General features: G+C 71.7%; 16 protein-coding genes, 1 tRNA gene and 1 riboswitch. Of the genes, 5 read left to right on the top strand and 12 right to left on the bottom strand.

Annotated features, from left to right (window positions below):
- Window positions 1-366 precede the first annotated feature (366 nt).
- The 5 genes from AB4039_RS30675 to AB4039_RS30655 form a co-directional block, all read right to left on the bottom strand.
- The gene (locus AB4039_RS30675; RefSeq protein ID WP_442272320.1) at window positions 367-1794 is read right to left on the bottom strand and encodes a DUF445 domain-containing protein; all 1428 of its coding nucleotides are present in this window, start codon (window positions 1792-1794) and stop codon (window positions 367-369) included.
- A gap of 109 nt (window positions 1795-1903) precedes the next feature.
- Window positions 1904-2722 (bottom strand): DUF1707 domain-containing protein, encoded by an 819-nt coding sequence (locus tag AB4039_RS30670; protein ID WP_266839247.1) that lies wholly within the window; start codon window positions 2720-2722, stop codon window positions 1904-1906.
- Window positions 2723-2794: 72 nt separating this feature from the next.
- Complete coding sequence (locus AB4039_RS30665; RefSeq protein WP_266839249.1) at window positions 2795-3754, bottom strand: ATP-binding cassette domain-containing protein; 960 nt, start codon at window positions 3752-3754, stop codon at window positions 2795-2797.
- Window positions 3755-3756: 2 nt separating this feature from the next.
- A complete protein-coding gene (locus AB4039_RS30660) occupies window positions 3757-4608 on the bottom strand; it encodes an ABC transporter permease (RefSeq protein ID WP_442272319.1) in 852 nt (283 codons plus the stop codon).
- A gap of 112 nt (window positions 4609-4720) precedes the next feature.
- Window positions 4721-5506: an ABC transporter permease gene (locus tag AB4039_RS30655; RefSeq protein WP_442272318.1), complete on the bottom strand. Its 786-nt coding sequence runs from the start codon at window positions 5504-5506 to the stop codon at window positions 4721-4723.
- A gap of 311 nt (window positions 5507-5817) precedes the next feature.
- On the opposite strand from AB4039_RS30655, the gene AB4039_RS30650 reads away from it, so the two are divergent.
- Window positions 5818-8292, top strand: a complete 2475-nt coding sequence (locus tag AB4039_RS30650; RefSeq protein ID WP_442272316.1) for a transglycosylase domain-containing protein — start codon at window positions 5818-5820, stop codon at window positions 8290-8292.
- Between the two features lie 12 nt (window positions 8293-8304).
- On the opposite strand, the gene AB4039_RS30645 is transcribed toward AB4039_RS30650, so the two are convergent.
- The 3 genes from AB4039_RS30645 to AB4039_RS30635 form a co-directional block, all read right to left on the bottom strand.
- Entirely contained in the window at window positions 8305-8625 is a 321-nt protein-coding gene (locus tag AB4039_RS30645) for a DMT family transporter (protein WP_266577141.1), read from the bottom strand.
- A 32-nt stretch (window positions 8626-8657) separates the two neighbouring features.
- A riboswitch (guanidine-III (ykkC-III) riboswitch) is annotated at window positions 8658-8731 on the bottom strand.
- A gap of 61 nt (window positions 8732-8792) precedes the next feature.
- Complete coding sequence (locus AB4039_RS30640; protein WP_030239046.1) at window positions 8793-9134, bottom strand: GroES family chaperonin; 342 nt, start codon at window positions 9132-9134, stop codon at window positions 8793-8795.
- A 46-nt stretch (window positions 9135-9180) separates the two neighbouring features.
- Window positions 9181-9498: a DUF3618 domain-containing protein gene (locus AB4039_RS30635; protein WP_266839253.1), complete on the bottom strand. Its 318-nt coding sequence runs from the start codon at window positions 9496-9498 to the stop codon at window positions 9181-9183.
- Between the two features lie 117 nt (window positions 9499-9615).
- On the opposite strand from AB4039_RS30635, the gene bcp reads away from it, so the two are divergent.
- The 4 genes from bcp to AB4039_RS30615 all read left to right on the top strand — a co-directional run bounded on the left by bcp (window position 9616) and on the right by AB4039_RS30615 (window position 11654).
- On the top strand, window positions 9616-10083 hold the full coding sequence (gene bcp, locus AB4039_RS30630; RefSeq protein ID WP_030239052.1) for a thioredoxin-dependent thiol peroxidase: 468 nt from the start codon (window positions 9616-9618) through the stop codon (window positions 10081-10083).
- A 150-nt stretch (window positions 10084-10233) separates the two neighbouring features.
- Window positions 10234-10872 (top strand): HNH endonuclease signature motif containing protein, encoded by a 639-nt coding sequence (locus AB4039_RS30625; protein ID WP_266839254.1) that lies wholly within the window; start codon window positions 10234-10236, stop codon window positions 10870-10872.
- Window positions 10869-11558 carry an HNH endonuclease gene (locus tag AB4039_RS30620; protein WP_442272315.1) on the top strand — a complete coding sequence of 230 codons (690 nt, stop codon included), beginning with the start codon at window positions 10869-10871 and terminating at the stop codon, window positions 11556-11558. The genes AB4039_RS30625 and AB4039_RS30620 overlap by 4 nt, the downstream gene beginning before the upstream one ends.
- A gap of 13 nt (window positions 11559-11571) precedes the next feature.
- A tRNA-Leu gene (locus tag AB4039_RS30615) sits at window positions 11572-11654 on the top strand.
- A 52-nt stretch (window positions 11655-11706) separates the two neighbouring features.
- Here AB4039_RS30615 and rdgB read toward each other — a convergent pair.
- The 4 genes from rdgB to AB4039_RS30595 form a co-directional block, all read right to left on the bottom strand.
- A complete protein-coding gene (rdgB, locus tag AB4039_RS30610) occupies window positions 11707-12339 on the bottom strand; it encodes an RdgB/HAM1 family non-canonical purine NTP pyrophosphatase (RefSeq protein ID WP_442272314.1) in 633 nt (210 codons plus the stop codon).
- Between the two features lie 61 nt (window positions 12340-12400).
- A complete protein-coding gene (locus AB4039_RS30605) occupies window positions 12401-12787 on the bottom strand; it encodes a hypothetical protein (protein WP_266839259.1) in 387 nt (128 codons plus the stop codon).
- A 93-nt stretch (window positions 12788-12880) separates the two neighbouring features.
- A complete protein-coding gene (gene rph / locus AB4039_RS30600) occupies window positions 12881-13615 on the bottom strand; it encodes a ribonuclease PH (protein ID WP_266839260.1) in 735 nt (244 codons plus the stop codon).
- A gap of 93 nt (window positions 13616-13708) precedes the next feature.
- Window positions 13709-13942 carry a PTS glucose/sucrose transporter subunit IIB gene (locus AB4039_RS30595; RefSeq protein WP_266839262.1) on the bottom strand — a complete coding sequence of 78 codons (234 nt, stop codon included), beginning with the start codon at window positions 13940-13942 and terminating at the stop codon, window positions 13709-13711.
- Between the last annotated feature and the right edge of the window lie 6 nt (window positions 13943-13948).

The following is a 13948-nucleotide window of genomic DNA, read 5'->3' as shown; positions in this document are numbered from 1 at the left end:
GGCCGTCAGGCGCTCGAGCCGCCGGGCGGTCGGGCSGTCRGGCGSTCGRGCCGCCGGGCGGTCGGGCCGTCAGGCGCTCGAGCCGCCGGGCGGTCGGGCTGCCGGGCCGACGAGCCGCCGGGCGGTCGGGCTGCCGGGCCGACGGGCCGTCCACACCCGTGGGCCGGCAACGAGGCCGGTCCGTCAGGCCAGACCTCTCGGCCGGACGCCCAGGCCGGACGGGCCGGACCGCGTAGGACGGACACGCACGTCGGCCGCCCACGCCGGACGGCCGGGCCGCGGGGGACGGCCGGGCCGCGGGGGACGGTGGGGCCGGGCCGGCGCCGAGGCCCGGGCCTCGCGGCGGCCGGAGGGTCCCGTGAGGGGTCAGGCGCCGAAGGCTTGGGAGATCGTGTAGATCAAGAGGCCCGCCAGGGCGCCGACCACCGTGCCGTTGATGCGGATGAACTGGAGGTCGCGGCCGATGTGGGCCTCGATCTTGCGGGAGGTGTGCTCCGCGTCCCAGCCCGCCACCGTGTCGGTGATCAGCGAGGTGATCTCGGCGCGGTAGGTCGTGACCACGTACACCGCCGCCCCCTCGATCCAGCTCTCGACCTTCCCCTGCAGACGCCCGTCGGTCGCCAGCCGCGCCCCCAGGGACATCAGGGACGACCGGACCCGCAGCCGCAGCTCGCTCCGCTCGTCCTCCGCCGCCGAGATCACCATCGACCGGACGGCCGTCCAGGCGGAGGCGATCACGTCCTGCACCTCGCCCCGCGCCAGGATCTCGGACTTGAGCCGCTCCACCCGCGCGCGCGTCGCGGTATCGGACTGGAGGTCGGCCGCGAAGTCCGTCAGGAAGCGGTCCACCGCCGCCCGCGCAGGGTGGTGCGGCATGTCCCGCATCTCCGTGACGAAGCGCAGCAGCTCCTTGTACACGCGGTCGCCGATCTTGCGGTCCACGAAGCGCGGGGTCCAGCCGGGGGCGCCGCCCTGGACGGCGTCCATCACCGAGTCCCCGTGGGTGACGAGCCAGTCGTGGGCCTTCGCGCAGACGAGGTCGACGGCCCGGTGGTGGCCGCCGTCGGCGACGACCCGCTCCAGGGTCTTGCCGAGGCCCGGCGCGATCTCGGCGGTCTCCGCGCGCCGCGTGATCGCCTCCCCCACGACGGCCTGCACATCGGAGTCCCGCAGCACCGTCAGGGCCCCGCGCAGCGCCGTGGCGAGCTCGGCCGTGACCCGGTCGGCGTGCTCCGGCTCGGCCAGCCAGGCGCCGAGGCGGCCTCCGATCCCGAGCGCGTGCAGCCGGGCGCGCACCACGTCGGCGGAGAGGAAGTTCTCCCCGACGAACTCCCCGAGGGAGACGCCGAGCTGGTCCTTCTTGGTCGGGATGATCGCGGTGTGCGGGATCGGCAGGCCGAGGGGCCGCCGGAACAGCGCCGTGACCGCGAACCAGTCGGCGAGGGCACCGACCATGCCGGCCTCGGCGGCGGCCGCGACGTACCCGGCCCAGCCGCCCGCGCCCCACGCGTGCTGGGCGTACTTGGCCAGCACGTACACCAGCGCGACCAGGAGCAGCAGTCCCGTCGCGGTGGCCTTCATCCGGCGTACGCCGTGCCGCCGCTCCTCGTCCGCCGCGCTGAAGACGAACGCGCCGCGGGCCGGCGGGGGCGCGGCGCGCGCCCTCGTACGGACGCCCGCGCCGTCACCCGCACCACCGCCGTGGCCGCGGTCGCGGTCGCCGTCGACGCCGCTCAGGCCGCCGTCCGCGCCGCTGCCGTCAACCTCGCCGCGGTCACCGTCGCCGCTCTTCATGCTGTCCACGTGCTCCTGCCTTCCCCCGGTGGCCGGTTTTGTCTGCATAGCATCCGACTCCCGGGAGGCCCGGGGAGTTCCCGGCGCGCCGTACGACGGCGGGTGCGGCCTAGAGCTCCTTGCGCGGCTTGCCGCCGTCCAGCGGCTTCGAGCCCTTCGGCGCCTTGGTGCGGACCTCCACCCCGCCCCAGAAGGCCAGCCCGTTCACGATCACCCGCGGGGCACCCGGCTGCGGCGCGGTCTGGGTGCCGCTGTGGTCGAAGGCGCCCATGACCCCGATGCCCCGTACGTCGACCTGCACGCCCGGCGGGACCGTGATCTGGATGCCGCCCATGATCGCCACACAGGTGATGACCACCTCGCGCTCCGCGAAGTCCGCCTCGCGCAGATCGAGCTCACCGCCACCCCAGACGGCCACCGCGTTGAAGCGCGCAGGGACGACCCAGCGGCCCTTGCGCTGGAAGCCCGACATGACGGCGACCGCCGTGGACGAGGTCCCGGAGCCGCCGATCCGGCCCGGCCAGGCGGCTCCGCCCGGCTCCTGCGCGGTCGCGGGGGCGGCGCCGGGCAGCGACGGGCCGGGTACGGGCGGCAGGTCGCGGGTCAGCGGTTCGAGTTCCGCGTACGTCCGGGACCCGTACGCCGCCTCCAGCCGCTCCTCGAACTCCTCCATGTCGAGCCGGCCCTCGGCGACGGCGTCGCGCAGCCGCTCCACCACCCGTTCGCGGTCGGCGTCGGACGCCCTCATCGCGGGCACCGCCGCCTCCGACCGCGCGGGCACCGCCTTCTCCAACGAGGGCTTCTCCAACGAGGGCTTCTCCAGCGAGGGCCCGTCCGGCGATGGCCCGTCCAGCGCCGCCTTCTCCGGCGAGGGCTCGTCCAGCGAGGGCTTGTCCAGCGATGGCTTCTCCGGCCGCTCGTCACTCATGTGGGCCACCCTATGCAGAGACGCGGCCCAGTTGAATGCCCCACCGGCCCCGGCTCCGCCCCCACCGGCCGCTCACCCCCGCCCCGCGTACATCCGCGCGATCACGTCCTCGATGTCCGGCTCCCGCACCGACAGGTCCAGCAGCGGGTACCGGGCCGCCACCTCCGCCACCAGCGGCGCCGCCGACACCCCCGCGGGGAAGGCCAGCCACTGCCGGGCCCCCTCGACCTTCACCACCCGCGCCCCCGGCACCTCGACCGGCGCGAGCTCCCGTTCCAGGTCGACCACCAGCGTCCGCTCGCCCTCCCCCATCGCGTGCAGCCCGCCCAGCGCCCCGTCGTACACCAGGCGCCCGTGGTCGATCACCATCACCCGCTCGCACAGTTGCTCGATGTCCTGGAGGTCGTGCGTGGTCAGCAGCACCGTGGTCCCGAGTTCCTCGTTCAGCTCCCGCAGGAAGCCCCGTACCTTCGCCTTGCTGACCACGTCCAGCCCGATCGTCGGCTCGTCCAGGTACAGCACCTCCGGATCGTGCAGCAGCGCCGCCGCGATGTCCCCGCGCATCCGCTGCCCGAGCGACAGCTGACGCACCGGCACGTCCAGCAACGCGGCCAGGTCCAGCTGCTCGACGCACCGCTCCATGTTCCGCGCGAACCGCGCCTGCGGGATCCGGTACATCCGCCGCATCAGCCCGTACGAGTCCTTCAGCGGCAGGTCCCACCACAGCGTGGTGCGCTGCCCGAACACCACCCCGATCCGGTGCGCGAGCCGCATCCGCTCCCGCGCCGGGTCGATGCCCGCGACCCGCAGCCGGCCGCCGCTCGGGGTGAGGATGCCCGTCAGCATCTTGATGGTGGTGGACTTCCCCGCGCCGTTGGGCCCGATGTAGCCGACCACCTCACCCCGGGCGACCTCGAAGCTGATCCCGTCAACGGCCCTGACCTGCCGTTTCTCCCGACGCATCAGCCCCACCCGACGGCGTACGTCGAAAACCTTCTCGATCCCGTCCAACGAGATCAGCGGATCCGCCACGACTAGCTCCCCGTGCTTCGGTACGAACGGACTCCCGCGCGCCACGCCAGCGACGCGGGCAGGAACAACAGGAAGGCCACCAGCGGACTCAGGAACGCGGTCCACTGCGGCAGCCCCAGCGGAACGGGACGCCCCAGCACGTACAGCGCGGGCAGCCAGTTGACGAAGGCGAGCGGCACGACGAAGGTCACCCCGCGCAGCAGGTCCCTCCCGAACACCGTCGGCGGGTACTGGAGCATGGTGCAGCCCCCGTAGGTGAAGGAGTTCTGCACCTCCGCCGCGTCCCCCGCGATGAACTGGAACGCCGCCCCGGCCACCAGCACCGCCGCGAAGATCCCCGCCCCGGCCACCACCATCACCGGGACCAGCAGCACCTTCCCGGCCGTCCAGTCCACCTCCAGCACGGAGATCCCCCAGGTCATCACCGCCAGCCCCTGCGTGATCCGCCCCAGCCGGCGCAGCGCGAAGCGGTCGGCCGCGACCTGCGCGAGGACCGGGACGGGGCGCACCAGCATGGTGTCGAGGGAGCCGTCGCGGATCCGGAGCCCGATCCGGTCGGTGTTGCCGAGGAACAGGTCGGCGAGGCCGAGGGAGACCGAGCAGGTCCCGTAGAGCAGGGCGACCTCGGGCAGCGTGAAACCGCCGAGGGCCTCGATGTGGGAGAACATGACGGCGATCGCGACGAAGTCGAGCAGGGAGATCACCGCGTTCCCGAAGGTGGCGAGGAGGAAGGAGGCCCGGTACGTCATCGTCGACCGGATCCACATCGCCACGATCAGCCGGTAGCCGCGCAGCCCCTCGCGGGCCCGTCCGCGCCGCGACACGACGTCCCGCACGTCCCGCACGTCCCGCACGCCCTGGGCGTCCCTCGCGTCCTGGACGTCCCTCGCGTCCCGGGCGTCCCCCGCGACTCCGACCTCGACCACCTCGACCACCTCGACCACCTCGCCCGGTACCCCGGTAGCGTCAGCCACCCTGGATCACCACCTTCCGCGTCGCCGCCGACTGCACCAGCCGCCCCGCGCCCAGCAGTACGAGCGCCCACCCGGCCTGGAACCCCAGCGCCCGCGCCGCGCCGCCCGCCCCCGCGTGCGTACCGAGCAGCACGTCCAGCGGGACCTGGAGCATCGCGGACCACGGCAGCAGCCGCACCAACTCGCCGAAGCCGCCCGGGAACACCGTCAGCGGCAGCAGCATCCCCGAGAAGAAGATCGTCACGACGGCGGCCATCATGTTGATCCCCGCGCCGTCCATCAGCCAGAAGGCGGCCAGGCCCAGCAGGTAGCGCACGGCGAAGCTGACGGTGAGGGCGAGGACGACGGACACCGCGAACAGCAGCCAGCGCGCCGGATCGGCCGGCAGCGCCAGCCGGAAGGCGAGCGCGCCCGCCAGCAGGGGCACCACCCCGCGCCCCACCAGCTGGAAGGCGGCCCGGCCGAGGTCGGCCGCCAGCCACCACAGCTGGAGGTCCGCCGGCCGGTAGAGGTCGACGGCGATGTCACCCGTACGGATCCGTTCCTGGACCTCTTCCTGGAAGCCGCCGCCGAGCAACGAGGCGGCCGCCAGCATGGCCTGGCTGACCCAGACGAAGGTGAGCGCCTGCGCCTGGTCGTAGCCGCCGAGGCCGGGACGCTCGTCCCACAGCGCGATGTACGTGTAGGCGACGATGAAGCCGAAGACGGTGTTGGTGAAGACCCCGGCGGCCGTGGCCGTGCCGTAGGTGGCGTAACGCCGGAACCCGCCCGCCGCCACGGCCGCGTAGAGCCACGGCCGGTGCCCTCCGCGACCGCCGCCGGAGCCCCCGCCGGAGTCCCCGCCCGAGCCCCCTCCCGAGCCCTCCCGGAGCCCCTCGCGCCCCGTCGCGCCGCGACCCGCTCTCTGACGCACCGTATCCCTCCGTTTCCCACGTCGTTCCTACGTCGGCCAAAGCGCGCGAGCTTAGTGCGGAGGGGCGAGCCACGCGACCGTTTTATGCCCGTCCGGAGCGGAATCAACGGCCATCGGGTAGACACACCATGAGGTACGGAAGTGGATGTTTCGCACGGTCACGAGGAGTCCCGGCGATGAGCGACCAGTCACCACCCCCGGGCTGGCCCCCTCGCGACCCGGACACCCCGCGGGAACCCCCCGGCGACGGCGCCCGGAACGGCACGCCCGACGCGCCGCCACCCCCGGGCCGGCGACCGGCGGCCGCCGCCAACGGCGGGCGCCGGCGCACCGGATGGCGCCGCGCCCTGCCCACCTGGCGCATGCTCCTGGGCGGCGTCCTGCTGCTCGCCCTGCTCGTCGGCGGCGCCCTCGTGGCCGGTTACCTGCTGGTCGACATCCCGCCCGCCAACGCCGCCGCCACCGCGCAGTCCAACGTCTACCTCTACGCCGACGGCTCCCAGATCGCCCGGGACGGCGAGGTCAACCGCGTCAACGTGCCGCTCTCGCAGGTCCCCCGGAGCGTCCAGGAAGCCGTACTCGCCGCGGAGGACCGCGACTTCTACTCCGAACGGGCCGTGGATCCCAAGGCGATGCTGCGCGCCGCCTGGAACACCGCGACCGGCAAGGGCACCCAGTCCGGATCGACCATCACCCAGCAGTACGTGAAGAACTACTACCTGGGCCAGGAACAGACGTTGAAGCGCAAGGCCAAGGAGTTCTTCATCGCGATCAAACTCGGTCGTGAGAAGTCCAAGGACTACATCCTGGAGGGGTATCTGAACACCAGCTACTTCGGCCGCAACGCCTACGGCATCCAGGCCGCCGCGCAGGCCTACTACGGCAAGGACGTCACCAGACTCACCGCCGCCGAGGGCGCCTACCTCGCCACCCTCCTCAACTCCCCCAGCGCCTTCGACGTCGTCTCGCACCCGCAGAGCCGCGACCGCGCCGTCGCCCGCTGGAACTACGTGCTCGACGGCATGGTCAAGAAGAAGTGGATGTCCCCCGCCGAACGCGCCGCCGTCCGCTTCCCCGAGCCCGGGAAGGTCCGCCCGGCCGCCGGGCTGTCCGGACAGCGCGGCTACCTCGTGGAGGCCGTCAGGGACTACATCACCGAGCACGGGATCCTCGACGACAAGACCATCGCCGAGGGCGGCTACCGGATCACCACCACCATCGACAAGCGGCGCCAGGGCGAGTTCGTCGACGCCGTCCAGAAGCAGATGGTCGACAAGCTCGACCCGGCGGCCCGGCCCGCGGACCGCCTGGTGCGCGCGGGCGGGGCCTCCATCGACCCGGCCACCGGCAAGGTCGTCGCCCTCTACGGCGGCATCGACTACACGAAGCAGTACGTCAACAACGCGACCCGGCACGACTACCAGGTGGCCTCCACCTTCAAGCCGTTCGTCTTCGCTTCCGCCGTCGAGAACGAATCCCGCACCCAGGACGGCCGCCGCATCGGCCCGAACACGATCTACAACGGCGACAACAAGCGCCCCGTCGTCGGCGGCCGGATCCGCTTCGCGCCCGAGAACGAGGGGCAGGTGTCGTACGGCCCGATCACCGTCAACACCGCCACCGACCTCTCCGTCAACACCGTGTACGCGCAGATGGCCGTCGACGTGGGCGGGGCCAAGGTCAAGTCGACCGCCATCGCCCTGGGCATCCCGGAGAACACCCCGAACCTCGACGCGGGCCCGGCCATCGCGCTGGGCACCATGCAGGCCAGCGTGCTGGACATGACGCAGGCGTACGCGACCCTCGCCGACCACGGGCGCCGCACCCCGTACACCTTCCTGGAAAAGATCACCAAGGGCGGCGAGAACGTCCACCTCCCCGGCCGCACCCCGACCCAGGCCATCAGCCGGGAGGCCGCCGACACGACCACCTCGATGCTGGTCAGCGTCGTGGACAACGGCACGGGCACGGCCGCCCTCGCGGCCGGCCATCCGGCCGCCGGAAAGACGGGCACGGCCGAACAGGACCGCTCGGCGTGGTTCGCGGCGTACACCCCGGACCTGGTCACGGTGGTCTCGATGATGGGCCAGGACCCGGACACGGGCACCCTGCAGCCCCTCTACGGAGCCCTGGGCGAGGCCCGCATCGGGGGCGGCGGTTATCCGGCCCGGATCTGGGCGGCCTACACGAAGAAGGCCCTGGAGGCCACGGACCCGGTGGACTTCGACCTGGACCTCCAGCCGGGCGCGGCCCAGCCCCCGCCGCCCGTCGCGCCGACCACCCCGCAGCAGCCCCAGGGCAGCCGGCCGCCGGCCGAGCCGAGCCCGCCGACGGACGGCGAGACGCAGGGCGGCCGGGACCAGGGCGGCCAGACGCAAGGCGGCCAGAACCAGGGCGGCCAGAACCAAGGCGGCCAGACCCAGGGAGGCCAGACGCAAGGCGGCCAGACCCAGGGCGGCCAGACCCAGGGGGGCCAGAACCAGGGAGGCCGGACGCAGGGCGGCCAGACCCAAGGGGGCCAGACCACCGGCGGCCTGACCACCGGGGGCCAGACCCAGGGAGGCCAGACCACCGGCGGCGAGACGACCGGGGGCGACACCACGGGCGGAGCGGCACTCCGCCGCCGCCCCGCGGCCGATCTCCTGGAGTGATCCGGGCCGGGGTCAGTGCCCGGAGGTGGCCTTCAGCCCCACCACGGCGACCAGCAGCAGGCAGATGAAGAAGATCCGGGCGGCGGTGACTGGCTCCCCCAGCACCGCCATCCCGAGCACCGCCGCACCCGCGGCGCCGATGCCGACCCAGACGCCGTACGCCGTACCGATGGGCAGGGTCTTGGCCGCGTAGGACAGCAGCACCATGCTGGCGACGATGCCGGCACCGGTGAACACGGACGGCCAGAGACGGGTGAAGCCCTCGGTGAACTTCATACCGATCGACCAGCCGACTTCGATGAGACCGGCGACGATCAGCAGAACCCATGCCATGACGACTTACCTCCGGGACGAGGACGGAAAGGGGTGCGTCGTCTTTGCGTCCTGCTACCCGGTACGGCGCGTCTCGTCGGGGAATTCCCCACCACCGTAACAAATCGCACCGAAAAGGGCCGGTGACCCCGGTCACCGGCCCCTCATGATGGATCTGCGGCTCAGAATCAGAGGTAGAGCCCGGTGGAGTCCTTGGACCCCTCCAGCCGCTCCGCCGCCACGGCGTGCAGGTCCCGCTCGCGCATCAGCACGTACGTCGCCCCGCGCACCTCGACCTCGGCCCGGTCCTCAGGGTCGTACAGGACCCGGTCACCCGGCTCCACACTGCGTACGTTCTGCCCGACCGCGACCACCTCGGCCCAGGCGAGCCGCTTGCCCACCGCGGCCGTCGCCGGGATCAGGATGCCGCCGCCCGAGCGCCGCTCGCCCTCGGGCAGGTCGGACTTCACGAGCACGCGGTCGTGGAGCATGCGGATGGGCAGCTTGTCGTGGGTGGTGTTCTCGCTCACGACCCGAACCTACCCGCCGCCGCGCGCCCCGCACGCCGGAGGGTGCTCACCGCTTGCGCCGCGCCGTGGCGACGATCAGCCCGACGACGCCGGCCGCGACGAGCACGACGGGCACGATCCGGTCCACCCGGGGTGCGCCGTCCTCGTCGCACAGACCGTCCTTCACGTCCGTGACCAGACGGTTGACGGCGGCGAAGGCGCGCCCGGCCGTGTGGTCCACGACCCCGACCGCCTTGGCCTTCGCGTCCCCGATGATCGTCTTCGGGTGCACGCGCACGCCGATCTCGTCGAGCGTCTCGGCGAGCTGCTCGCGGCGGCGGACGATGTCCGCCTCGATCTGTGCGGGGGTCCTGGCTTCCGGCACCGCGCTGCCTCCGTCGTCGTGTCGTGCTCGTGGTCGTCTGGGGCGTACTCCGCCATGGACAGTCTGTCAGCTTAGTCTCGTGGCGTACCGTTCCCCTCCCGAGGAGAAGACCCACCGATGAGCGAGCGACTCCAGCCGGGCGACACCGCCCCCGCCTTCACCCTGCCCGACGCGGACGGCAACGAGGTCTCGCTGGCCGCCCACAAGGGGCGCAAAGTGATCGTGTACTTCTACCCGGCCGCCCTGACCCCGGGCTGCACCAAGCAGGCCTGCGACTTCACCGACAACCTCTCCCTCCTGGCCGCCGCCGGCTACGACGTCATCGGCGTCTCCCCGGACAAGCCGGAGAAGCTCGCGAAGTTCCGCGAGCAGGAGCACCTGAAGGTCACCCTGGTCGGCGACCCCGAGAAGGAGACCCTGACGGCGTACGGCGCCTTCGGCGAGAAGAAGCTGTACGGCAAGACGGTGACCGGGGTCATCCGCTCCACGGTGGTCGTCGACGAGGAGGGCAAGGTCGAGCACGCCTTCTACAACGTCAAGGCGACGGGCCACGTAGCCAAGATCATCAAGGACCTGGGCATCTGACACCCCCTTCGCCCCGCCCGAAAACGCCCGCACCGAATGAATCGGTGCGGGCGATTCCATTTATCGGATGAAATTCGCCGTAACCGCCTGACATCCGACCCGTTACTCCATGCGAGTTCCGTACGAAGGGCCGAGAAACGGAGGGGCCGGATGCCGAACAGCCCTTACACGAGGGAACGCCTCACCGAGGCGGCGCGCACCTCGCGCACGCTGACCGAGGCGCTGGAGAAGCTGGGGGCGGATCCCAAGAGCTCGACCAGGCGATACCTGCACGACCGCATGCGGAAGCTGGGGGTGGAGGTGGGGCACTTCGAGCGGGAGGGCGTGAAGTGGACCAGGGAAGTCCTGGCTGCGGCCGTCGCCGCCTCGACCACCATGTGCGAAGTACTCGGGCGTCTGGGACTCGACGTGGTGGGCGGCCACCACACCCACATAAGCCGCAAGGTGCATGCATTCGGCATAGATACTTCGCACTTCCGGCCGCCCTCCTCGGCGGGACGGCCGAAGGGCCGTCGAACGCCGGGGACGATTCTGGTCCGGCAGGACGGCACACGCGCACGCCGCACTCCGAGCGAACACCTCAAGAGCGCACTCGCGGCTCTGGGCATCCCCGAGCGGTGCCGGATGTGCGGAATCGAGCCGCGATGGCAGGGACATCCGCTGCCTCTGGAGGTCGACCACGTGGACGGCGACTGGCGCAACAACCAGCCGGAAAACCTGCGCCTCCTGTGCCCCAACTGCCACTCCAGCACCGACACATACCGCGGCCGCGCCACGAGGCGCCGATGAACGTCGGCAACCGTTACACCCGGCAGGTACTTGCCGAGGCTGCCGCAAGGTGTCGTGACATCGACGAGGTCATCACCTATCTGGGCACGAAGCCCTACGAGCGCCTTGGGCGTTACCTGATGGGGCGATTCGCGCACCACGGGATCGACGTATCCCACTTCCGGCCCGTCGGTCGGCGCGCGGCACCGAGCAGCGATGACATCCGGAGTGCGGTGGCCGGGTCGTACAGCATCGCCGAGACGCTACGGAGCCTTGGACTGCCCGACAACGGTCGGCAACGCGCGGCCCTGCGCCGGTTCACGGCCGAGAATGACGTCTCAATGGAGCACTTCCTCGGCCAGGCACATCAACGGGGCAAACCGGGTTCCGGTCCCCGCAGGGTCGCGGCAGAGATCCTCGTCGAGCACGACCACGAGCGGCGCACCCGCACCCCTCTGCTTCGGCGCGCGCTTCGGGAGATCGGCGTCCCGGAGCATTGCTCCATGTGCGGCACTCCTCCTGAGTGGCACGGCCGGCCCATGACCTTGGAAGTCGACCACATCAATGGAAACTGGCGCGACGACCGCCGCGAGAACCTGCGGCTGCTATGCCCGAACTGTCATGCGGTCACCAGCACCTGGTGCCGGGGTGGCCGCCGTCTGGATCCAGGCCGAATCCAGACCCTCTTATCGCCGCCCGCCCGCTAGGATTGCCGGGCGAGCGGCCGTTGCTGAATGGTATAAGCGGAGGTTTTAGGTGCCTCTGGGCGAAAGCCCATGTGGGTTCGAATCCCATCGGCCGCACTGACCATGGGAACGAAGGCCCGGCTCTTCAAGCCGGGCCTTCCGCATGGAGTCAGCCCAGCAGTTCGCGGACCACCGGGACCAGGGCGCGGAAGGCCTGGCCGCGGTGGGAGATGGCGTTCTTCTCCGCCGGGGTCAGTTCCGCGCAGGTGCGGGACTCGCCCAGGGGCTGGAGGACCGGGTCGTAGCCGAAGCCGCCGTCGCCCGCCGGGGTGTGGCGCAGGGTGCCGAGGAGGCGGCCCTCGACGACGCGTTCGGTGCCGTCCGGGAGGGCCAGGGCGGCCGCGCAGAAGAAGTGGGCCGCGCGGTGCTCGTCGGCGATGTCGCCGAGCTGGGCGAGGAGGAGGTCGAGGTTGGCCTTGTCGTCGCCGTGGGTGCCGGCCCATCGGGCGGAGAAGATGCCGGGGGCGCCGTTCAGGACGTCCACGCAGAGCCCGGAGTCGTCGGCGACGGCCGGCAGGCCGGTGGCGCGGGCCAGGGCGTGGGCCTTGAGGAGGGCGTTCTCGGCGAAGGTGACGCCGGTTTCCTTCACGTCCGGGATCTCCGGGTACGCGTCGGCGCCGACCAGCTCGAAGGGGAGGCCGGCCCCGGACAGGATCGCGTGGAGCTCGGTGACCTTGCCGGGGTTGCGGGTGGCCAGGATCAGGCGGCGGGGCGGCTGGGGAGAGGTGGGCGTGGAAGTCATGCCCCCATTATTTCCGCCGCGCGCCGCACCCGGAGCCCGCTCCGGGCCGGGCCGGGCCGGGTCAGCCCGGGGTGCAGACCTTGGAGATCTCCTTGGCGGCGTCCGCGACGGGCTGGACGTCGGGGGCGGTGTTGCCGTTCTCCATGGAGGTGCGCACGTTCTTGACGGCGGTGGTCATGGAGTCGACGGCCTTGGAGAGGTCGGCGTTGCCCGTCGAGTCCTTGATCTGCTTGAGGTTCGTCTCGATCTGGGTGAGCGCGTTCTGGGTGTCCTGGACGCTGTTCCCGGCCTGGGAGACGGCCTGCTGCAGCTGGTCCACGCTGTTGGCTATGGTCACCGCCGTGTTGGCGCAGTCCATGGCGGTGGAGATGGCGTCGCAGGAGGCCAGGGCCGGGACGGCGAGTACGGCGGTCAGCGCGACGGCGGCGAGGCGGTGCTTCGGCTTCATTCGGGTCCCCCGGGGCTCGGATGCGTGGACGGGCGCACGGCTTCGACACCGTGCGCCCGTACCGGCGTAGACGCGTGCCCGCGTCCGGTGGTTCTACGGGAGCTGCAGCTCCAGGGCGCCGAGCTGGAGGGCCTCCAGGTCGGCGCAGCCGCCGGCGGCCAGGTCGAGGAGGGCGTTGAGCTCCTTGCGGTCGAAGGGCTCGCCCTCGGCGGTTCCCTGGACCTCGACGAAGCGGCCGTCGCCGGTGCAGACGACGTTCATGTCGGTCTCGGCGCGCACGTCCTCCTCGTAGCAGAGGTCGAGGAGCGGGACGCCGTCGACGATGCCGACGCTGACGGCGGCGACGGTGCCGGTGAGCGGCTTGCGGCCGGCCTTGATCAGCTTCTTCTTCTGGCCCCAGGCGATGGCGTCGGCGAGGGCGACGTAGGCGCCGGTGATCGCGGCGGTGCGGGTGCCGCCGTCGGCCTGGAGGACGTCGCAGTCCAGGACGATGGTGTTCTCGCCGAGGGCCTTGTAGTCGATCACGGCGCGCAGCGAGCGGCCGATGAGGCGGGAGATCTCGTGGGTGCGGCCGCCGATCTTGCCGCGGACGGATTCGCGGTCGCCGCGGGTGTTGGTGGAGCGGGGCAGCATCGAGTACTCGGAGGTGACCCAGCCCTCGCCGCTGCCCTTGCGCCAGCGCGGGACGCCTTCGGTGAAGGAGGCGGTGCAGAAGACCTTGGTGTCTCCGAAGGAGATGAGGACGGAGCCCTCGGCGTGCTTGCTCCATCCGCGTTCGATGGTGACCGGGCGGAGCTGTTCGGGCGTACGGCCGTCGATGCGAGACATGGCTGTGAGCCTAGTCGGTGCGCGCGTACGCGAGGACCCCGTCCGCCGTGCGGTACGGGGTCCTCGCGGAGCCGTGTGGAGCCGGGGCTCAGCTCACATCATGTCTTCGATCTCACCGGCGATCGGGTCGGCGTCGGTGCCGATGACGACCTGGACCGCGGTGCCCATCTTGACGACGCCGTGGGCGCCGGCGGCCTTCAGCGCGGCGTCGTCGACGAGGTCGGGGTTGACGACCTCGGTGCGCAGGCGGGTGATGCAGCCCTCGACCTCTTCGATGTTCTCGATACCGCCGAGCCCGGCGACGATCTTCTCAGCCTTGGTGGCCATGCGTTT

The sequence above is a fragment of the Streptomyces sp. M-16 genome (assembly GCF_052114405.1).
Taxonomy (GTDB): Bacteria; Actinomycetota; Actinomycetes; order Streptomycetales; family Streptomycetaceae; genus Streptomyces.
Note: the sequence above shows the minus strand (reverse complement) of the source record. Positions and strands in the feature narration are given on the sequence as shown.